Source organism: Pantoea sp. EKM20T (assembly GCF_011800485.1).
Classification (GTDB): domain Bacteria; phylum Pseudomonadota; class Gammaproteobacteria; order Enterobacterales; family Enterobacteriaceae; genus Pantoea; species Pantoea agglomerans.
The window spans coordinates 361890-381753 of the sequence record NZ_JAALFW010000002.1; the positions used below are offsets into that span (position 1 = coordinate 361890).

General features: G+C 56.4%; 19 protein-coding genes. 11 read left to right on the forward strand and 8 right to left on the reverse strand.

What is annotated here, in order from left to right:
* Positions 1–3: 3 nt before the first annotated feature.
* A complete protein-coding gene (locus HFD94_RS04890) occupies positions 4–399 on the reverse strand; it encodes an MAPEG family protein (protein WP_010258617.1) in 396 nt (131 codons plus the stop codon).
* A 69-nt stretch (positions 400–468) separates the two neighbouring features.
* Positions 469–1290 carry a DUF72 domain-containing protein gene (locus tag HFD94_RS04895; RefSeq protein ID WP_050679612.1) on the reverse strand — a complete coding sequence of 274 codons (822 nt, stop codon included), beginning with the start codon at positions 1288–1290 and terminating at the stop codon, positions 469–471.
* Between the two features lie 211 nt (positions 1291–1501).
* Between HFD94_RS04895 and aspS the strand changes: the two genes are divergently transcribed.
* The 6 genes from aspS to ruvB all read left to right on the forward strand — a co-directional run bounded on the left by aspS (position 1502) and on the right by ruvB (position 7028).
* Positions 1502–3280: an aspartate--tRNA ligase gene (aspS, locus tag HFD94_RS04900; RefSeq protein WP_010670804.1), complete on the forward strand. Its 1779-nt coding sequence runs from the start codon at positions 1502–1504 to the stop codon at positions 3278–3280.
* Positions 3280–3711: a dihydroneopterin triphosphate diphosphatase gene (gene nudB, locus HFD94_RS04905; RefSeq protein WP_010258628.1), complete on the forward strand. Its 432-nt coding sequence runs from the start codon at positions 3280–3282 to the stop codon at positions 3709–3711. Before aspS ends, nudB begins: the two co-directional genes overlap by 1 nt.
* A 284-nt stretch (positions 3712–3995) precedes the next feature.
* Positions 3996–4739 carry a YebC/PmpR family DNA-binding transcriptional regulator gene (locus tag HFD94_RS04910; protein ID WP_010258633.1) on the forward strand — a complete coding sequence of 248 codons (744 nt, stop codon included), beginning with the start codon at positions 3996–3998 and terminating at the stop codon, positions 4737–4739.
* A 37-nt stretch (positions 4740–4776) separates the two neighbouring features.
* Positions 4777–5304: a crossover junction endodeoxyribonuclease RuvC gene (gene ruvC / locus HFD94_RS04915; RefSeq protein ID WP_167432849.1), complete on the forward strand. Its 528-nt coding sequence runs from the start codon at positions 4777–4779 to the stop codon at positions 5302–5304.
* A 96-nt stretch (positions 5305–5400) separates the two neighbouring features.
* Positions 5401–6015: a Holliday junction branch migration protein RuvA gene (gene ruvA, locus HFD94_RS04920; protein WP_003849207.1), complete on the forward strand. Its 615-nt coding sequence runs from the start codon at positions 5401–5403 to the stop codon at positions 6013–6015.
* 8 nt (positions 6016–6023) lie between these two features.
* The gene (ruvB, locus tag HFD94_RS04925; protein WP_052270583.1) at positions 6024–7028 is read left to right on the forward strand and encodes a Holliday junction branch migration DNA helicase RuvB; all 1005 of its coding nucleotides are present in this window, start codon (positions 6024–6026) and stop codon (positions 7026–7028) included.
* On the opposite strand, the gene znuB is transcribed toward ruvB, so the two are convergent.
* Positions 7029–7814, reverse strand: coding sequence for a zinc ABC transporter permease subunit ZnuB (gene znuB, locus HFD94_RS04930; RefSeq protein WP_010258643.1), 786 nt, complete (start codon positions 7812–7814; stop codon positions 7029–7031).
* A complete protein-coding gene (gene znuC / locus HFD94_RS04935) occupies positions 7811–8566 on the reverse strand; it encodes a zinc ABC transporter ATP-binding protein ZnuC (protein WP_010258646.1) in 756 nt (251 codons plus the stop codon). Before znuC ends, znuB begins: the two co-directional genes overlap by 4 nt.
* 77 nt (positions 8567–8643) lie before the next feature.
* Between znuC and znuA the strand changes: the two genes are divergently transcribed.
* The 3 genes from znuA (at position 8644) to lpxM (ending at position 12036) form a co-directional block, all read left to right on the forward strand.
* The gene (gene znuA / locus HFD94_RS04940; protein WP_167432850.1) at positions 8644–9591 is read left to right on the forward strand and encodes a zinc ABC transporter substrate-binding protein ZnuA; all 948 of its coding nucleotides are present in this window, start codon (positions 8644–8646) and stop codon (positions 9589–9591) included.
* 13 nt (positions 9592–9604) lie between these two features.
* Positions 9605–10936, forward strand: a complete 1332-nt coding sequence (gene mepM, locus HFD94_RS04945) for a murein DD-endopeptidase MepM (protein ID WP_010258653.1) — start codon at positions 9605–9607, stop codon at positions 10934–10936.
* Between the two features lie 125 nt (positions 10937–11061).
* A complete protein-coding gene (gene lpxM / locus HFD94_RS04950) occupies positions 11062–12036 on the forward strand; it encodes a lauroyl-Kdo(2)-lipid IV(A) myristoyltransferase (RefSeq protein ID WP_122888765.1) in 975 nt (324 codons plus the stop codon).
* 119 nt (positions 12037–12155) lie between these two features.
* On the opposite strand, the gene HFD94_RS04955 is transcribed toward lpxM, so the two are convergent.
* From HFD94_RS04955 to HFD94_RS04965, 3 genes are all read right to left on the reverse strand, one after another.
* The gene (locus HFD94_RS04955) at positions 12156–13388 is read right to left on the reverse strand and encodes an MFS transporter (protein ID WP_022625519.1); all 1233 of its coding nucleotides are present in this window, start codon (positions 13386–13388) and stop codon (positions 12156–12158) included.
* 84 nt (positions 13389–13472) lie between these two features.
* Positions 13473–14915, reverse strand: a complete 1443-nt coding sequence (pyk, locus tag HFD94_RS04960; protein ID WP_033757915.1) for a pyruvate kinase — start codon at positions 14913–14915, stop codon at positions 13473–13475.
* Between the two features lie 107 nt (positions 14916–15022).
* Positions 15023–15901, reverse strand: coding sequence for a MurR/RpiR family transcriptional regulator (locus HFD94_RS04965; RefSeq protein WP_010258668.1), 879 nt, complete (start codon positions 15899–15901; stop codon positions 15023–15025).
* 364 nt (positions 15902–16265) lie between these two features.
* Between HFD94_RS04965 and zwf the strand changes: the two genes are divergently transcribed.
* A complete protein-coding gene (zwf, locus tag HFD94_RS04970) occupies positions 16266–17741 on the forward strand; it encodes a glucose-6-phosphate dehydrogenase (protein ID WP_010258671.1) in 1476 nt (491 codons plus the stop codon).
* Between the two features lie 214 nt (positions 17742–17955).
* Positions 17956–18594: a bifunctional 4-hydroxy-2-oxoglutarate aldolase/2-dehydro-3-deoxy-phosphogluconate aldolase gene (locus HFD94_RS04975; protein WP_010258674.1), complete on the forward strand. Its 639-nt coding sequence runs from the start codon at positions 17956–17958 to the stop codon at positions 18592–18594.
* A gap of 34 nt (positions 18595–18628) precedes the next feature.
* Here the strand turns inward: HFD94_RS04975 and purT are convergent, their stop codons facing one another.
* On the reverse strand, positions 18629–19807 hold the full coding sequence (purT, locus tag HFD94_RS04980) for a formate-dependent phosphoribosylglycinamide formyltransferase (RefSeq protein WP_033757913.1): 1179 nt from the start codon (positions 19805–19807) through the stop codon (positions 18629–18631).
* Positions 19808–19864 lie beyond the last annotated feature (57 nt).

Sequence of the window (19864 nt, forward strand, 5' to 3'; positions counted from 1 at the left end):
AGCTTAATGCAGCGTCAGCACCAGTTCCCACGGCATATAGATCAGGTTAAAAATCACCATGCCGCACAGGGAAAACAGCGTCAGCAGCATGCCATATTTGCGGCCTGCCATTGCGCTGCTGCGCAAACCCCAGGCGTGCAGCAGGCGACTGATAAAGAACAGCAGACCCGTGAGATGCACCATCCAGATATCGGCGCCGTTCATCTCCATCATTACCAGCAGAAACAGCGCCAGCGGAATGGTTTCGATGGCGTTGCCGTGAATGCGAATCGCCATTTTCAGGTCGTGGTAGCCGCCATCGCCATACGCCACGCGATAGAATCGGCGATAGCGGACCACGTCCAGCGTGAATTTCATCACCAGTAATGCACCCATCACCACATATAACGCGCTAACCATTGCCACCCCTGCGACTGTCCATAATGCTTCTATTCTAACGGGCGTGCAGCCCGCTGTCCTGGGCAGGAATCAAAACAGTGACGTCTGCTGCGGCCAGTCCGGTCCGCTACCTATGCCGGGATCGATCTGTTGCAGCTGCGGCCAGAGCGCCTGCACCAGCGGAAAGACCTGACCCATATCGGGCGTGTGCAGAAACAGCATGGCGTCGCCCTGTAGCTGCCATTCTGTCAGCTTGTCACGCCAGATCTGAAACAGCGGCACGCTCTCTTCCACGCTATCGCTGCCGATAAACCGCACCATCGGCTGTGAGCCGGTTCGCAGCGCATGAGGCGGCACCCGGGGTTTTTGCGCGCGGGCCACCAGCGCGGCCGGACTTTGCGAGGTAGAGGCGTGAACCGGACGGCTGTCGAGCATCACGCGATTGATGCCGCGCGCCAGCAGGCCGCGATTCAGCGCCCGTTCGGCATCCCCTTTAGCGAAGAAAGCGGGATGGCGGACTTCGACGCCGTAGTGAAAACGGCGTGGCAGGCTGTCGAGAAAGCGCCACAGGTCGTCGAGCTGCGTCGGGGAGAAGCTGGCAGGCAGTTGCAGCCAGTACTGACCGATGCGATCGGCCAGCGGCTCCATCAGGCGCAGGAAATCGGTCAGCAGGTCGTCGCTGTGCTGCAGCGCTGCCTGATGGCTGATGGTATTGGGAAACTTAAAGCAGAAGCGAAACGCATCGTGCGTCATATCGCGCCAGCGCATCACCGTTTCCGGATTCGGCAGCGCATAGAGCGTGGTATTTCCCTCTACACAATGGAAATAGCGGGCATAGTCCGCCAGGCTTTCGATGCCCCAGCGTTTCCAGTGTGAATGCTGCCACTGGGGCAGGCCAATACGAAGTGTCACGCGCGCTCCTGGCTGCAGAATAAGATACCCCATTATCCGCTATGGTCAGGCTGGGGGGCAAATGCACACAGGAAATCGGCGCTTTGGCGCGGATCTGCTTATCCTGTCTGGCTTTTTCCATTATAATGACCGCCATTTTTGCGACAGCATCGCAACAGGTAACGCGGCCGGATGCTGTCAGATGCAGCGGCGAAGTTAAAAGGATAGTGTTATGCGTACAGAATATTGCGGACAGCTCAATCTGTCTCATGTGGGTCAGCAAGTCACGCTTTGCGGCTGGGTAAACCGCCGTCGCGATCTGGGCAGTTTGATTTTTATCGATATGCGCGACCGTGAAGGCATCGTGCAGGTGTTTTTTGATCCCGATCGCCAGGACGCATTTAAGCTGGCTTCTGAACTGCGTAACGAATTCTGTATCCAGATCACCGGTACCGTACGTGCGCGTGATGAGAAGAACAAAAACAGCGACATGGCGACCGGTGAAGTGGAAGTGTTTGCCCAGGCACTGACCATCATTAACCGCTCTGAGCCACTGCCGCTGGACTCGAATCAGACCAACAGCGAAGAAGCGCGCCTGAAGTACCGCTATCTGGATCTGCGCCGCCCTGAGATGGTGACGCGTCTGAAAACCCGCGCAAAAATCACCAGCTTCGTTCGTCGCTTTATGGATGACGCAGGTTTCCTGGATATCGAAACCCCGATGCTGACCAAAGCGACGCCGGAAGGCGCGCGTGACTATCTGGTGCCAAGCCGGGTACATAAAGGCAAATTCTATGCGCTGCCGCAGTCACCTCAGCTCTTCAAACAGCTGCTGATGATGTCCGGTTTTGACCGCTACTATCAGATCGTTAAATGCTTCCGCGACGAAGATTTACGTGCCGATCGTCAGCCAGAATTTACCCAGATCGACGTGGAAACCTCCTTTATGACCGCGCCACAGGTGCGTGAAATCATGGAGCGTTTAATCCGCAATCTGTGGCAGGACGTGCAGGGCGTTGATCTCGGTGAGTTCCCGCAGATGACCTTTGCAGAGGCGATGCATCGCTACGGTTCTGATAAACCGGATCTGCGTAATCCGATGGAGCTGGTGGACGTCGGCGACCTGCTGAAAAACGTGGAGTTCCAGGTCTTCTCTGGCCCGGCTAATGATGAAAAGGGCCGTGTTGCCGCGCTGCGCGTACCGACCGGCGCACAGCTGAGCCGTAAGCAGATTGATGAATATGGCAAGTTCGTGGAGATTTACGGTGCCAAAGGTCTGGCGTGGATGAAGGTTAACGTCCGTGCTGACGGCCTGGAAGGCGTGCAGAGCCCGGTTGCCAAATTCCTGAATGCAGAGATCGTGGAAGGCATTCTGAGCCGCACCGGCGCTCAGGATGGCGACATTATCTTCTTTGGTGCCGATCGCGCCAAAGTGGTTGCGGATGCACTGGGTGCGCTGCGTCTGAAAGTGGGCCGCGAGCTGAACATCACTGATGAGAAAGCCTGGGCACCGCTGTGGGTAATCGACTTCCCGATGTTCGAAGAGGACGAAGAGGGCGGTCTGGCTGCGATGCACCATCCGTTCACGGCGCCAAAAGAGATGAGCGCAGAAGAGCTGGCCGCCGATCCAACCCGTGCCGTGGCGAATGCCTACGACATGGTGATCAACGGTTATGAAGTGGGCGGCGGTTCAGTGCGTATCCACAACGGCAAAATGCAGCAGACGGTGTTCAGCATTCTGGGTATCGAAGAGCATGAGCAACGTGAGAAGTTTGGCTTCCTGCTGGATGCGCTAAAGTTCGGTACGCCACCGCATGCGGGCCTGGCCTTTGGTCTGGACCGCCTGACCATGCTGCTGACCGGCACCGATAACATTCGTGACGTCATTGCGTTCCCGAAAACCACGGCGGCCGCCTGCATGATGACCGAAGCGCCAAGCGAAGCCAATCCGGCTTCCCTGCTGGAGCTCGGCATTCAGGTCGTTAAAAAAGAAAAGCCTGAGAATAAATAATGGGCTATAAACACCCGGTTTCAGTGCTGGTCGTCATTTCGGCGCGCGATACTGGCCGGGTGTTGATGCTGCAGCGGCGTGACGATCCCACGTTCTGGCAGTCGGTCACCGGCAGCCTGGAGGCGGGAGAGTCACCGCTGGCGACCGCGTGTCGTGAAGTGAATGAGGAAATCGGCATCGACGTGCTGGCCGAGCGGCTGGAGGTGGAGGATTGTCAGCGTCAGATCGACTTTGAAATCTTTCCCCATTTCCGCCATCGCTACGCCCCTGATGTCACTCATAATCACGAGCACTGGTTTCGCCTGCAACTGCCGACGGAGCGCGATGTGATGCTCACCGAGCATCTGGCGTTTCGCTGGCTGGCACCCGCTGACGCTGCAGCATTAACCCGATCATGGAGTAACCGCCAGGCAATTGAAGAATTTATCTGAATGCTCGCCATCGCCCGGTATTCCGGCGGCGGATAGATTAAATTTTATGAATCTGGTGAGTTTTAACAGGACTTCACCAACATATTGAACAGTCAGGCGTAATCGGCACCGTGAGGTTGTTCACCGCCCGCGCGATATCGTCAGCGTACGGTTGTACGTGAGGATGCTTCGCGAAGCTCGCCCTCGGGGCATTCAGGTTGTCAGTCACCTGTATGCGTACGGACGGTAAACAGGCTCGCAAGCAGGATAGCCTGCACCCTGTAAAAGATCGGAGAAAATTTAAAATGGCAGGACACAGTAAGTGGGCAAACACCAAACACCGTAAAGCGGCGCAGGATGCCAAGCGCGGCAAAATCTTCACCAAAATCATTCGTGAGCTGGTGACGGCGGCCAAGCTGGGCGGCGGCGATCCGGGCTCAAACCCGCGTCTGCGTGCAGCAATGGATAAAGCGCTGGCGAACAATATGACACGTGACACCATGGATCGCGCTATCGCGCGCGGTGTAGGCGGCGATGACAATGCCAATATGGAAACCATCATCTATGAAGGCTACGGTCCTGGCGGCTCGGCCATCATGATTGAATGCCTGAGTGACAACCGTAACCGTACCGTGGGCGAAGTGCGTCACGCCTTCACCAAAACCGGCGGGAATCTCGGCACCGACGGCTCCGTGGCTTACCTGTTCAACAAAAAAGGCGTGATCTCCTATGCGCCAGGTCAGGATGAAGATGCGGTGATGGAAGCGGCTCTGGAAGCGGGCGCAGAAGATGTGGTCAGCTATGACGACGGCGCGATTGATGTCTTCACCGCATGGGAAGAGATGGGCACGGTGCGTGATGCACTGGAAGCACTCGGCCTGAAAGCGGACACTGCAGAAGTGGCGATGATCCCGACCACCAAAGCCGAAATGGATGCGGAAACCGCACCTAAACTGCTGCGTCTGATCGACATGCTGGAAGATTGCGACGATGTGCAGGAGGTCTATCACAACGGTGAAATCTCCGACGAGGTAGCGGAAACGCTGTAATGGCGTCTACCGTAATCACTTTAACCAAAGAGGCGTAATGTCGATTATCCTGGGTATTGATCCCGGCTCACGCATCACCGGTTATGGTGTTATTCTTCAGACTGGCCGCCAGCTCACTTATCTGGGCAGCGGCTGTATCCGCACTAATACCACCGAGTTGCCCGCCCGACTGAAGCTGATTTATGCGGGCGTCTGTGAAATCATTACGCAGTTTTCACCCGACTTCTTCGCCATTGAACAGGTGTTCATGGCGAAGAATGCAGACTCCGCGCTGAAGCTTGGCCAGGCCCGCGGTGCCGCAATTGTTGCCGCGGTTAACCACGATCTGCCGGTGTTTGAGTATGCCGCCCGTCAGGTAAAACAGACCGTGGTTGGCATCGGCAGCGCCGAGAAAAGTCAGGTGCAGCACATGGTGCGAACCCTGCTGAAGCTGCCGGCGAACCCGCAGGCGGATGCCGCCGATGCGCTGGCGATTGCCATTACGCACTGTCATGTGGCTCAGAATGCGGCTCGCATGAGTGACAGCAAGCTGGTACTGACGCGCGGACGGTTACGCTCAGGTTAGCCGTCATCGCTCAGGTCTCACTCACAGGCTGGATATTCATCCAGCCTTTTTTATGTTATAAAATCCGCCACATTCGTTAGTTAAGGAAGCGTTCAGGTGATAGGTCGTTTACGGGGCAATATTCTGGAAAAGCAGCCGCCACTGGTGCTGCTTGAGGCACACGGCGTCGGCTATGAAATTTATATGCCCATGACCTGTTTTTATGAGTTGCCTGAACTTCAGCACGAAGCGGTGATTTTTACCCACTTCGTGGTGCGTGAAGATGCGCAGCTGCTGTTTGGTTTTAACAGCAAGCAGGAGCGCGCGCTGTTTCGCGAACTGATTAAAGTGAATGGCGTCGGACCCAAGCTGGCGCTGGCGATCCTCTCCGGCATGTCGGCGCAGCAGTTTGTGACCGCTGTTGAGAAAGAGGAGATCGCGTCACTGGTGAAACTGCCAGGCGTGGGCAAAAAGACCGCTGAGCGTCTGGTGGTCGAAATGAAGGACCGCTTCAAAGGAATGCACGGCGACCTGTTTGGCGGCGATTCTGCGTTTACGCTGACCACGCCGAGCGCCGAGCCGGAAACCAATGATGCGGAATCCGAAGCGGTTGCAGCGCTGGTATCACTGGGTTATAAACCGCAGGAAGCGAGCCGTATGATCAGTAAAGTCGGTCGACCGGATGCGGATTGCGAAACCCTGATCCGCGAAGCGCTACGCGCCGCCATTTGAGGTAATTCATGATAGAAGCCGACCGCCTGATCTCCGCTGTCAGTATCAGCGAAGAAGAGGTTATTGACCGCGCTATTCGCCCGAAGATGCTGACCGAGTATGTCGGTCAGCCGCAGGTGCGTGAGCAGATGGAGATTTTCATCAAGGCAGCGCAACTGCGCGGCGATGCGCTCGATCATCTGCTGATCTTCGGTCCGCCGGGACTGGGTAAAACCACCCTGGCGAACATCGTGGCCAACGAGATGGGTGTCAATCTTCGCACTACTTCAGGTCCGGTGCTGGAAAAGGCGGGCGACCTGGCGGCGATGCTGACCAACCTTGAACCGCATGACGTCCTGTTTATCGATGAAATCCATCGTCTCTCACCGGTGGTGGAAGAGATACTCTACCCGGCGATGGAAGATTATCAGCTGGATATCATGATTGGCGAAGGCCCGGCTGCGCGCTCAATCAAGCTCGATCTGCCGCCGTTTACCCTGATTGGCGCCACCACGCGTGCTGGCTCGCTGACCTCGCCGCTGCGCGATCGTTTCGGCATTGTGCAGCGGCTTGAGTTCTACCAGGTTAAAGATTTGCAGCACATCGTAGGCCGCAGCGCCGCCTGTCTGGGTCTGGCGCTGAGTGACGAAGGGGCGTTAGAGATCGCCCGTCGCGCCCGCGGCACACCGCGTATCGCCAACCGCCTGCTGCGCCGCGTTCGTGACTTCGCCGAAGTGCGGGCAAACGGTGATTTGAGCGGTGAAGTCTCCTGCAGCGCGCTGGATATGCTTAACGTAGACAGCGAAGGGTTCGATTATATGGACCGTAAACTGCTGCTGGCGATCATCGACAAATTTATGGGTGGGCCGGTGGGGCTGGATAACCTGGCTGCGGCCATTGGTGAAGAGCGGGAAACCATCGAAGATGTGATTGAACCCTTCCTGATTCAGCAGGGCTTCATTCAGCGCACACCGCGTGGCCGTATGGCCACGCAGCACGCTTATCGTCACTTCGGCATTACGCGCGAAGAGTAATTAGACTGCTGGTTTCCGGACCATGCTGAAAATAAACAGGATGGCGGCGCAGAGCACCACTGACGGCCCGGCAGGGGTGTCGTAGAAGGCGGAGAAGGTCAGGCCGCCGGTGACGGCAATCACCCCGATGACTACGGCGACGGCCGCCATGCCTTCCGGTGAACGCACAAAGCGACGAGCGGTCGCAGCGGGGATAATCAGCAGTGAGGTGATAATCAGCGCACCCACGAACTTCATTGCCACTCCGATAGTCAGTGCCGTGACCAGCATCAGGATCAGACGGGTACGCTGGATATTGACGCCGTCCACCTGGGCCAGTTCCGGGCTGATGGTCATCGACAGCAGCGACCGCCACTGCCACGCCATCACCAGCAGCACGATCACCACGCCGCCACCCATCATCCAGAGATCGTCTGGCGTCACCGCCAGCAGATCGCCAAACAGATAAGCCATCAGATCGACGCGAACGTTCTTCATCAGGCTGACCACCACCAGGCCCAGCGACAGCGCGCTGTGCGCCATAATCCCCAGCAGGGTATCGATAGCCAGATGTGGACGACGCTCCAGCCAGACCAGTCCCAGCGCCAGGCAGACCGTGACCAGAATCACCGCGTAGTAAGGATTCACGTTAAACAGCAGGCCAAATGCCACGCCAAGCAGAGAGGCATGCGCCAGGGTATCGCCGAAATAGGACATCTTGCGCCAGACAACAAACGATCCCAGCGGACCGGCAGCCAGCGCTAACATCACACCGCCTATCCAGCCCGGTAATAACAACTCAATCATGATGGACCCTGTCCTTTGCGTAAAACGATACGTCCCTGAAGGTCGTGACGGTGATTATGATGATGACGATAAATCGCCAGCTCCTCCGCGCCGCGCGGACCAAACATGGCGATAAATTCCGGATGCTGCGATACCGCTTCCGGTGTGCCGGAACAACAGATGTGATGGTTAAGGCAGAGCACTTCGTCGGTTTTGGCCATCACCAGATGCAGATCGTGGGAGACCATCAGTACGCCGCAGTTCAGTTCAACGCGTAACTGATTGATAAGGTCATAGAGTGACACCTGACCATTCACATCCACACCCTGAGTAGGCTCATCGAGTACCAGCAACTGAGGCTGATTCAGCAGGGCGCGCGCCAGCAGCACACGCTGGGTTTCACCACCGGAAAGCTTTTGCAGCGGGGCGTTGAGCAGGTGACCCGCCTGCACGCGTTTCAGTGCCGGCAGGATCTCGGCGTTTTTGCTGCCCCGGGTCAGACGCATAAAGCGTTCAACGGTCACTGGCAGGGTCGGGTCGATGTGCAGCTTCTGTGGCACATAGCCAATTCGCAGACCGGGATCACGCTGAACGGAACCGGTGGTGGGGGCGAGCAGCCCCAGCACCACTCGCACCAGCGTTGATTTTCCGGCACCGTTAGGACCCAGCAGGGTGAGGATGCGGCCAGGCTGCAGTGCCAGGCTGACACCGGATAACACATTGCGCTGGTTAAACTTTATCGAAACATTATCGAGTGTGACAAGTGAGGTCATAGTATTTACAGGTTGCACAGAATTTCGAATGTTATAATATCACATTCCACCTCATGGTCACGATGGAATGACGCAATATGTTACATAATAAAAAGGGCGCAATTTTCGCCTTAACTGCTTTCTCCGTTACAGCTTCGTTAACCCTTCCAGCTCAGGCGAATGTCGTGGCTTCACTCAAACCGGTAGGGTTTATTGCTGCGGCCATTGCCGATGGTGTCACACCGGTTGACGTTCTGCTACCGGACGGTGCCTCTGAACACGACTATTCCCTGCGGCCCTCAGATGCAAAACGCTTAAAAAACGCGGACTTAGTTGTCTGGGTCGGGCCTGAAATGGAAGCCTTTATGGCGAAGTCTGCGGCTGAACTTCCGGCTCAGAAAAACCTCGCGATGGTGAACATCGACGGGGTAAAACCGTTATTGATTAGCGGTGGTGAAGATGAAGATGAACACACAGCGGAAAAATCCGAAGAACAGGACGCCGATGCTCATCACCATCATCACGGCGAGTTTAATATGCACCTGTGGTTGTCGCCAGAGATTGCGCGCAAGACCGCGGTTGCAATCCATGGAAAATTATTGGAACTTATGCCGCAAGATAAAGCCAAACTTGACGCCAACCTCCAGCAGTTTGAGATAGCTTTGGCGGACACGGACAAACGCGTTAGCGCACAACTCGCTCCGGTCAGAAATAAAGGATATTTCGTTTTTCACGACGCTTACACGTACTTTGAAAAACAATACGGTCTCTCGCCCACCGGGCACTTTACCGTCAATCCTGAAATTCAACCGGGCGCTCAGCGTTTACATCAGATACGAACACAGTTGGTTGAGCAAAAGGCGGTCTGCGTCTTTGCTGAGCCACAATTCAGGCCAGCAGTCATCGATGCTGTCGCCCGCGGAACGCAGGTGCGTAAAGGCACGCTCGATCCCCTGGGAACAGACATCAGCTTAGCCAAAGACAGCTATGTGAAATTCCTCTCACAACTGTCGAGCCAGTATGAAAGCTGCCTGAATGGAGCATGAGGAATAGGTAAAAGTGCAGCAGATAGCCCGCTCTGTCGCCCTCGCATTTAATAATTTGCCGCGCCCCCACCGCGTAATGCTGGGTTCTTTAACTGTAGTCACTCTGGCCGTCGCTGTCTGGCGGCCTTACGTTTATCATCCTTCGGATGATGTGACGCCCATCGTCAAAAACATTGAACTGGATAAGAACACGTTCCGCACGCTGTTGCCGGAAGCCAGTGAGCCTATCGATCAGAGCACACCGGAACCGGAAGAAGAACTGCCTGCGGACGATGTGGACACCGACGTGCCCGAAACGGCCGGTGTTCACGACTACACCGTTTCATCCGGCGATACTCTGAGCAGTGCCCTGAATCAGTATGGCATCGACATCAGTGACATTAATGCGCTGGTGATGAGCGACCGCGATCTGCGTAATCTGCAGGTTGGTCAGCAGCTGAGCTGGACGCTGGATGATGATGGCGGCCTGAAAACCCTGAGCTGGGAAATTTCCCGCCGTGAAACCCGCACCTATGAGCGCACCCCTAAAGGTGGCTTTAAGATGGATGCGGAGATGCAGAAGGGCGAATGGCGCAACAGCGTGATGCAGGGCGAAGTACGCGGCAGTTTTGCCGCCAGCGCCCAGCGTGCCGGGCTGAGCAGTGCCGAAGCCAGCGCCGTAATCAAAGCGCTGCAATGGCAGATGGACTTCCGTAAGCTGCGTGCAGGTGATCAGTTCAGTGTACTGATGTCACGCGAAATGCTGGATGGCAAGAGTGCGCAAAGTCAGTTGCTGGGTGTGCGCCTGCGCAGCGGGGGTAAAGACTATTACGCTTTCCGCGCCGAAGATGGCAAGTTCTACGATCGCAGCGGCTCCGGTCTGGCGCGCGGCTTTATGCGCTTCCCGACGGTTAAGCAGTATCGTGTCTCCTCTAACTTTAATCCGCGTCGTCTCAACCCGGTTACCGGCCGCATTGCGCCTCATAAAGGCGTCGACTTTGCGCTGCCGATCGGTACGCCGGTGCTGGCAGTGGGTGATGGTGAAATAGTGGTGGCGAAGAACGGCGGTGCCGCGGGTAACTATGTCGCGATTCGTCATGGCCGTCAGTATATGACGCGCTATATGCACATGAAGAAAGTGCTGGTGAAGCCAGGCCAGAAAGTGAAGCGTGGTGACCGTATTGGACTGTCAGGCAACACCGGACGTTCCACCGGGCCGCATCTGCATTTCGAAATCTGGATCAATAATCAGGCGGTCAACCCCTTAACGGCGAAACTGCCGCGTATGGAAGGCCTGACCGGTAAAGATCGCAGCGATTACATGGCACAGGTTAAATCCTGGTTGCCTCAGCTGGGTCTGAAGTAAGCGAATCTCGTTAAATCGCGCAAAAACCGACGGGTTCCCCGTCGGTTTTTTGCTATCTGGCGCAGGATGATTGCAAATTTTCAGGTCGTCACTATCATTAGCCGGTCATTGCTTGAGGCGAGTGCATGGAAACCCGTAAAAAAAATAACACTGAATTTATTCCCGTTTTTGAACGTTCTTTTCTCAAACCTAAATACTGGGGCAGCTGGCTGGCAATTGGTGCGTTGGCGGGTCTGGCGTATTTACCGCCGAAAGTGCGCGATCCGCTGCTGGGTCGGTTAGGCAAATTCGCCGGTAAGCTGGCAAAGGGCGCACGTCGCCGTGCGCTGATTAACCTCTATTACTGTCTGCCGGAACTCAGCGAGGCGCAGCGTGCAACGCTGGTCGATGAGATGTTTGCGACGGCACCGCAGGCGATGGCAATGATGACCGAGCTGGTGCTGCGCGATCCGGCGAGTATCCGTGAACGTGTAGAGTGGCATGGTCGTGACATTATCGACCAGATGAAAGCGGACCAGCAGAATGTGATTTTCCTGGTGCCACACGGCTGGGCGGTGGATATTCCTGCCATGCTGCTGGCGTCAGAAGGGCAAAAGATGGCGGCAATGTTCCATAACCAGAGCGATCCGCTGATGGACTATGCGTGGAACACCGCACGCCGCGGTTATGGCGGACGGCTTCATGCCCGCAACGACGGCATTAAACCCTTTATCAGTTCGATCCGTCAGGGCTACTGGGGCTACTACCTGCCCGATCAGGATCATGGCCCGGAGCACAGCGAGTTCGTCGATTTCTTTGCCACCTATAAAGCGACGCTGCCTGCGGTAGGGCGACTGATGAAAGTCTGCCGCGCTCGTGTGGTGCCGCTGTTTCCGGTTTATAACAGCGAAACGCACAAGCTTGAGATTTATGTGCGTCCGCCGATGGACGATCTGCTGGAAGCTGACGATCACCAGTTGGCTCGCCGGATGAATGAAGAAGTGGAAGTGTTTGTCCGCCCGCATCCCGAGCAGTACACCTGGATCCTCAAGCTGCTGAAGACCCGCAAAGAGGGTGACATCGAGCCCTATTCGCGCAAAGATCTCTATCCGCGCAAATAGCAAAAAGGCCGCGAAAACGGCCTTTTCTTATCTCCTAATCACTGGCTACAGGTGTGTGCTCCCTTGCTTTGAGCTTCTGAGCTGCCTGCTCAGGACACACCTGTGGCTGGGCTGCCTTTTTATAACGCCTCCAGCCTGCTGCGACGTTTACGCTCGCGCATAAACAGGATCACCAGGCCAAACCAGAGCACGCCGCTGATAAAGTTGACCAGGCAGAACCACAGCGTGCCGCCGCTGAAGTAGCCGCTTTTCGCCAGCTCAATTCCCACCGCCAGCGTCATAATACTGATCATTCCCAGCATCGCTGCCACGCTGCCTTTGCCTTCGTTGCTGGCGTAGAGCGTCAGGCGATACAGTCCGGCATTGACCATGCCCGCGCCAAAGGCGTAGAGACTCAGGCCAGCGGTTATCAGCAGATAACCGTGGCTGTTCATCAGGCTCGCCACCAGCGCCAGGCTCAGACCAATCAGAATCGGCCAGGCGGCGAACTTCACCGGCTGTTCAATCGGCACGCGTCCCGCCAGCTTACTCAGCGTCAGGTTACCGGCGATCATCGCCAGAAACACCGGCAGCTGCAACAGGGCGTACTGCATGCGTGACAGACCTTCGTCGTGCATCAGGATTACCGGCGAAAGGGCAACCCAGGTGAGGATCGGGATAAACACCAGCCCGATAGCGAAGGAACCAAACATCACCAGCCGGTCTTTCATCAGCCGGCCATAGTTGCGTGCCAGATTGGGCAGGGCGATGGAATGACTGCGGTCACCTGCGGTTTCGGGCATCACACGCCACAGCACCACAAAGGCGACCAGGCTGCAGGCGGCAAACAGCCAGAACATGCTGCGCCAGCTGCCAATGGTGAGCCAGGCTGCACCGGCAAGCGGACCCGCCAGCGGAGCCAGCAGCGCCACGTTGGCCATCAGCGCCATCATGCGCACCGCCAGCGCCTCATCGAAGGCTTCCTGAATTGCGGCATAGCCGACCGCGCCGATAAAGCAGAGGCTGATGCCCTGAATAAAGCGCAGGCTGACAAATTCTTCAATCGAGCTGACCCAGTGCATCAGCATGCAGGCGACGGCAAAAAACAGGATGCCGAAGAGCATTACCGGTCGCCGGCCAAACTTATCAGAGAGAGGGCCCAGCAGCCATTGCAGCACCACGCCGCCAATCAGGTAGGCGGTCAGTGAGGTGGAGACCCATTCAGGGCCGACGGAAAATTCGCTGGTGACGATCAGCATGCCAGGCTGGATCATGTCATGAGCAATATAGGTGGCAAACTCGAACAGCACTAACGCCAGAGGAAAGAGTAAAATTCGGCCGGTAAGCTGGCTGATGGGGTGGAAACGGGCCATCTGGCCTCCTTGTCAGAAAAGAAAACGCGACTGCCAGGCAGTCGCGTCGTTTATTCTACACCGACAATGTAAACCCGGGCTCAATTAATCCACGCGCAGCACACGTGTGGTATTGGTGGTGCCGGTGGCGCCCATCACATCGCCCTGCGTCACAATGACCAGATCGCCAGAGACCAGGAAGCCTTTGTCGCGCAGCAGGTTAACCGCATCGTGTGCAGCAGCCACACCGTCGTTATTGCTGTCGAAGAACACCGGCGTTACGCCGCGATAGAGCGCGGTGAGATTCAGTGTGCGTTCATGGCGTGACATGGCAAAAATCGGCAGGCCTGAGGTGATACGTGAGGTCATCAGCGGGGTACGGCCCGACTCGGTCATGGTGATGATCGCGGTGACGCCCTGCAGGTGGTTCGCGGCGTACATGGATGACATAGCAATCGCTTCTTCGACATTGTCGAACTGCACGTCCAGACGATGCTTGGAGACGTTGACGCTCGGGATCTTCTCCGCGCCCAGGCAGACCTTCGCCATCGCGGAGACAGTTTCAGCCGGATACTGACCCGCTGCGGTTTCCGCAGAGAGCATCACGGCATCGGTGCCATCCAGCACGGCGTTCGCCACGTCCATCACTTCTGCGCGGGTCGGCATCGGGTTAGTGATCATCGACTCCATCATCTGCGTCGCGGTAATGATGGTGCGGTTAAGCTGGCGGGCACGACGAATCAATGCTTTCTGAATGCCGACCAGTTCCGGATCGCCAATCTCAACGCCCAGATCGCCACGCGCCACCATCACTACATCAGAGGCCAGAATGATGTCATCCATCGCTTCCTGGCTGGCGACCGCTTCGGCACGTTCCACTTTTGCGACCAGTTTGGCGTCACAACCCGCTTCGCGCGCCAGACGACGTGCCAGATTCATATCTTCGCCACAGCGTGGGAAAGAGACGGCCAGATAGTCGACGCGGATTTTGGCGGCAGTGATGATATCCGCTTTATCTTTTTCGGTCAGCGCTTCAGCTGAGAGTCCGCCGCCCAGTTTGTTAATGCCTTTGTTGTTCGACAGCGGGCCACCCACGGTGACTTCTGTGAACACTTTCATGTCCTGAACTTCCAGCACTTTCAGCTGCACGCGGCCATCATCCAGCAGCAGGATATCGCCCGGCACCACATCTGCCGGCAGGCCTTTGTAGTCGATACCGACGCGTTCTTTATCGCCTTCGCCTTTACCCAGATTGGCATCCAGCAGGAAACGGTCGCCGATATTCAGGAAAACTTTGCCTTCTTTGAAGGTTGAAACACGAATTTTTGGACCCTGGAGGTCACCGAGGATGGCCACGTGGCGACCCAGTTTTGCGGCAATCTCACGCACTTTATCGGCGCGGATCTGGTGATCTTCTGGCGTGCCGTGAGAGAAGTTGAGTCGTACAACGTTCGCGCCGGCAGCGATGATTTTTTCTAAATTATTATCACGATCGGTGGCCGGGCCGAGGGTTGTAACGATTTTGGTTCTTCTGAGACGTCTTGACATCGAGGACTCCGTAAACATTTAAGCGTGCCCTGGTCTGTGGACACAGCATGGTTATCTATTCTATATGATCGACGGGTTGTGATACGACTCACATTGTAAATGTGATGTTAATTTTTTTGCTGATCATCCTTTTCCCGAATGGTGTGCTTTTCGTAACGCGACGCTTTCAACGCCTCTTTCACGCGTTTCAGGTTTTCCCGGAAGGGCGCACCCCGTTCCAGGGTGAAACCGGTCGCCAACACATCGATCACGGTCAACTGCGCCAGGCGCGATACCATCGGCAAATAGATATCCGTATCTTCCGGTACATCAAGCACTAAAGCTATCGCTGCTTCATGGGCAAGGGGAGAATCGGCAGAGGTGATGGCTATAACGGTGGAACCGTTTACACGGGCCAGGCGAGCCAGTTCTACCATATTTTTTGTGCGTCCAGTATGCGAAATGAGAACAAAAACGTCACCGGCTCGACTATTTATGCAACTCATGCGCTGGATCACAATATCGTCTGACCAGATGACCGGCAGATTAAAGCGCAGAAATTTGGTAAAGGCGTCATGTGCTACCACAGCGGAAGCCCCCAGCCCGAAAAAGGCGAGTTTGTCAGCCTGAGTAAGCAGGGTGACGGCCTGCTGCAGTTGGGCGCTATCCAGTTGATCCCGTACCCGCTGCAGCCCTGCCAGCGCCGAGTCAAAGATTTTGTGGCTGTAGTTCTCCACACTGTCATCGTCCTCCACGCCTCGACTGACCCAGTTGCTGCTTTTCACCAGGCTCTGCGCCAGTTGCAGCTTAAAGTCGGGAAAGCCGCGCGCGCCCAGTCGATGACAGAAGCGATTCACCGTGGGTTCACTGACGCAGGCTTCACGCGCCAGGGTGGCGATGCTGGAGTGCATCGCCGCCTGCGGCGCAGCCAGAATCTGCCGGGCGACTTTCTGTTCCGCATTGCTGAGCGCGGCGAACTGCGCCTCAATTTTTTCCAGCATATTCATAAGCCGATGACCATAATCACTTTTAGCAATTTCAATTATCCCTGTCGTCAGGGTCGATTAACAGAGACTATATCGTGTCATCACCTGCCAGGCGCAACGGCGGACAAGTCGATTGCCCTTTTTTTTGGGATACTTTGACCGGTGCCTGATTTTCCTGACACCAACAGACACAGAAAAAACCGGCAATCCGCACGTGTCATCACACGCGCTTAGCACATCCGGTACAGAGTTAATGCGGTTGACCCGGCGAGTCGGTTTACCTGGCGCGGGGAAAAAAGTACATTGTGCTCAAAGAAAATAATAACCTGGACCCGGTGGCAGAGGATGCATCACCACCGGACTATCCTGCAACGAGGAGAGGAAAATGGCGGTAACACAAACAGCCCAGGCATGCGATCTGGTGATTTTCGGTGCCAAAGGCGATCTTGCACGCCGTAAACTGTTGCCTTCACTGTACCAGTTAGAGAAAGCGGGGCAGATCCACGAGGAAACCCGCATTATTGGTGTCGGCCGTGCCGAGTGGGATAAAGCGGAATACACCAAAGTGGTACGTGAAGCGCTGGAAACCTTCATGAAGGAGAAGATTGACGAAGCGCTGTGGGACAAACTCAGCAATCGTCTCGACTTCTGCAACCTCGATGTCAACGACACCACGCACTTTCCGAAACTGGGCAAGATGCTGGACCAGAAAAATCGCACCACCATCAACTACTTCGCCATGCCACCCAGCACCTTTGGCGCCATCTGTCAGGGTCTGGGCACCGCGAAGCTGAATGCTAAACCGGCGCGCGTAGTGATGGAGAAGCCGCTGGGTACCTCACTGGAAACCTCGCAGGAGATCAACGACAGCGTTGGTGAGTACTTTGATGAGAGCCAGGTGTTCCGTATTGACCACTATCTCGGCAAAGAGACGGTGCTTAACCTGCTGGCGCTGCGCTTTGCTAACTCTATCTTCGTAAATAACTGGGATAACCGCACCATCGACCACGTCCAGATTACCGTGGCCGAAGAAGTGGGTATCGAAGGCCGCTGGGGTTACTTCGATAAAGCGGGCCAGATGCGCGACATGATCCAGAACCACCTGCTGCAGATTCTGACCATGATCGCCATGTCACCGCCGTCCGACCTCAGCGCCGACAGCATCCGTGACGAAAAAGTTAAAGTGCTGCGCTCGCTGCGCCGCATCGATCAGACCAACGTGCGTGAGAAAACTGTTCGCGGCCAGTACACCGCCGGCTTTGTGCAGGGCAAAAAAGTGCCTGGCTACCTGGAAGAAGAGGGTGCCAATAAGTCGAGCGCCACAGAGACCTTCGTGGCAATACGTGTCGATATCGACAACTGGCGCTGGGCGGGCGTGCCGTTCTACCTGCGCACCGGTAAGCGTTTGCCGACCAAGTGTTCAGAAGTCGTGGTCTACTTCAAAAACCCGGAAATGAACCTGTTTAAAGACTCCTACTCAGAGCTGCCGCAGAACAAGCTGACGATTCGTCTGCAGCCGGACGAAGGGGTGGATATCGAGATCCTGAACAAAGTGCCAGGCCTTGATCACAAGCACAAACTGCAGACCACCAAGCTGGATCTGAGCTACTCCGAGACCTTTAACCAGTCACACCTTGCCGATGCTTACGAGCGTCTGCTGCTGGAGAGCATGCGTGGTATCCAGGCGCTGTTTGTTCGCCGCGATGAAGTTGAAGCCGCGTGGACCTATGTCGATTCCATTATCGATGCCTGGGCTGCGGACGGCGACTCTTCCAAGCCGTATCAGGCGGGCACCTGGGGCCCGGTGGCCTCAGTGGCGATGATTACCCGCGATGGCCGCTCGTGGAACGAGTTCGAATAACGAAAGTGATGATGAAGCCCGCAACGCGGGCTTTTTTTTCGCCCTTAATCCGGGCCAGCCAACACGAATAAAATTGAACTGCCGTTTCAAAATGGTCGCAGGATGATAGACGCTCAGGAAGTTGATCATGTATGGTAGTGACGCAATTTACAGGGCAGGAGCCGATGCTCCATGACCGGGTCGCAATCCCGGTGTTATCAAGCAAGGGGAACTGATGAAAAACTGGAAAACGAGTGCAGAACAGATTCTGACCACCGGACCTGTGGTGCCGGTCATCGTTGTGAACAAACTGGAACACGCCGTGCCGATGGCAAAAGCGCTGGTGGCAGGCGGTGTCAGAGTGCTGGAAGTGACGCTGCGCACGCCAGTGGCGATGGATGCCTTACGTGCGATGATTAAAGAAGTACCGGATGCGATCGTTGGTGCGGGAACGGTGATTAACCCGCAGCAGTTACAGGAAGTGACCGATGCCGGTGCGCAGTTTGTGATCAGCCCTGGCGTCACCGAGTCGCTGCTGAAAGCGGCCGTTGAAGGGCCGGTGCCATTGATTCCCGGCATCAGCACCGTTTCTGAGCTAATGACCGGTATGGACTACGGTCTGCGCGAGTTCAAGTTTTTCCCGGCAGAAGCAAACGGCGGCGTTAAAGCGCTGCAGGCGATTGGCGGACCCTTCCCGCAGGTGCGATTCTGCCCGACCGGCGGCATCTCTCCGGCGAACTACCGTGACTATCTGGCGCTGAAAAGCGTGCTGTGCATCGGCGGTTCCTGGCTGGTGCCCAACGACGCGCTGGAAGCGGGCGACTGGGATCGCATCACCCGCCTGGCACGCGAAGCTGTTGAAGGCGCGAAGTAAGTTATGGCGGTGAGCGTCTGCTCACCGCACACGTTTATCCCTGAACCGTGACCGCTGCTGCGCTGGCAACGGCACGCGCAATCGCCTGATCCGTGCTGTCACCGCTGGCGAGCGCCACGCCCAGACGACGCTGACCGCTGATTTCCGGCTTGCCGAACAGACGCAGTTGCAGACCGGCACCCAGCGCCGCTTCGACATTCACAAACTGCACATTCTGGCTGGTCAGTTGCGGCAGAATAACGGCGGACGCTGACGGACCATACTGGCGAATCGCGCCAATCGGCAGACCGAGAAACGCCCGCACGTGCAGCGCAAACTCTGACAGATCCTGCGAAATCAGCGTCACCATGCCGGTGTCGTGAGGACGCGGCGAAACTTCGCTGAATATCACCTCATCACCGCAGACAAACAGCTCAACGCCAAACAAACCATAGCCTCCCAGCGCCTTAACCACCTGCGCGGCAACCTCCTGCGCCCGCTGCAGCGCCACATCACTCATCTGCTGCGGCTGCCAGGATTCACGGTAATCGCCATCCTCCTGACGGTGACCAATCGGCGCACAGAAATGAATGCCATCGACTGCGCTGATGGTGAGCAGGGTGATCTCGAAATCGAAGTCGACAACGCCTTCGACAATGACGCGTCCGGCACCCGCGCGGCCACCCTGTTGCGCATAGTCCCAGGCGTTATCGAGCTGGCTGGCGTTGCGGATAAAGCTCTGACCTTTGCCGGATGAACTCATCACCGGCTTCACAATGCAGGGAAAGCCGATTTCGGTAGCCGCTTCATCAAAGCGCGCCTTGCTATCGGCAAAGCGATAGCGGGAGGTCGGCAGAGAGAGCTCTTCAGCCGCCAGCCGACGAATGCCTTCGCGGTTCATGGTCAGCCGGGCGGCACGGGCAGTCGGCACCACGCGCTGGCCTTGCTGCTCCAGCTCAACCAGGGTCTCCGTGGCGATGGCTTCGATTTCCGGTACGACAAAATCAGGCTTCTCTTCAGCGATTAACGCTGCCAGTGCCGCGCCATCCAGCATGTTAATCACATGGCTGCGATGGGCGACGTGCATCGCCGGGGCATCGGCGTAACGATCAACCGCGATCACTTCCACACCCAGACGCTGACACTCCAGCGCCACCTCTTTACCCAGTTCACCTGAACCCAATAGCATCACACGCGTTGCTGCCGGACGCAGCGCTGTTCCGAGAGTCGTCATTTCTTCACCTAAGCAGTCAAAATTCGCGCGCAAGTATAAACGAAAACGTTTGCGTTC

Coding starts and splice junctions, on each gene's coding strand:
- aspS (WP_010670804.1), top strand. CDS start 1,502: ATGCGTACAGAATATTGCGGACAGCTCAATCTGTCTCATGTGGGTCAG.
- zwf (WP_010258671.1), top strand. CDS start 16,266: ATGGCGGTAACACAAACAGCCCAGGCATGCGATCTGGTGATTTTCGGT.
- HFD94_RS04910 (WP_010258633.1), top strand. CDS start 3,996: ATGGCAGGACACAGTAAGTGGGCAAACACCAAACACCGTAAAGCGGCG.
- ruvC (WP_167432849.1), top strand. CDS start 4,777: ATGTCGATTATCCTGGGTATTGATCCCGGCTCACGCATCACCGGTTAT.
- nudB (WP_010258628.1), top strand. CDS start 3,280: ATGGGCTATAAACACCCGGTTTCAGTGCTGGTCGTCATTTCGGCGCGC.
- lpxM (WP_122888765.1), top strand. CDS start 11,062: ATGGAAACCCGTAAAAAAAATAACACTGAATTTATTCCCGTTTTTGAA.
- HFD94_RS04955 (WP_022625519.1), bottom strand. CDS start 13,388: ATGGCCCGTTTCCACCCCATCAGCCAGCTTACCGGCCGAATTTTACTC.
- znuB (WP_010258643.1), bottom strand. CDS start 7,814: ATGATTGAGTTGTTATTACCGGGCTGGATAGGCGGTGTGATGTTAGCG.
- purT (WP_033757913.1), bottom strand. CDS start 19,807: ATGACGACTCTCGGAACAGCGCTGCGTCCGGCAGCAACGCGTGTGATG.
- HFD94_RS04890 (WP_010258617.1), bottom strand. CDS start 399: ATGGTTAGCGCGTTATATGTGGTGATGGGTGCATTACTGGTGATGAAA.
- HFD94_RS04975 (WP_010258674.1), top strand. CDS start 17,956: ATGAAAAACTGGAAAACGAGTGCAGAACAGATTCTGACCACCGGACCT.
- ruvB (WP_052270583.1), top strand. CDS start 6,024: ATGATAGAAGCCGACCGCCTGATCTCCGCTGTCAGTATCAGCGAAGAA.
- znuA (WP_167432850.1), top strand. CDS start 8,644: ATGTTACATAATAAAAAGGGCGCAATTTTCGCCTTAACTGCTTTCTCC.
- znuC (WP_010258646.1), bottom strand. CDS start 8,566: ATGACCTCACTTGTCACACTCGATAATGTTTCGATAAAGTTTAACCAG.
- HFD94_RS04965 (WP_010258668.1), bottom strand. CDS start 15,901: ATGAATATGCTGGAAAAAATTGAGGCGCAGTTCGCCGCGCTCAGCAAT.
- pyk (WP_033757915.1), bottom strand. CDS start 14,915: ATGTCAAGACGTCTCAGAAGAACCAAAATCGTTACAACCCTCGGCCCG.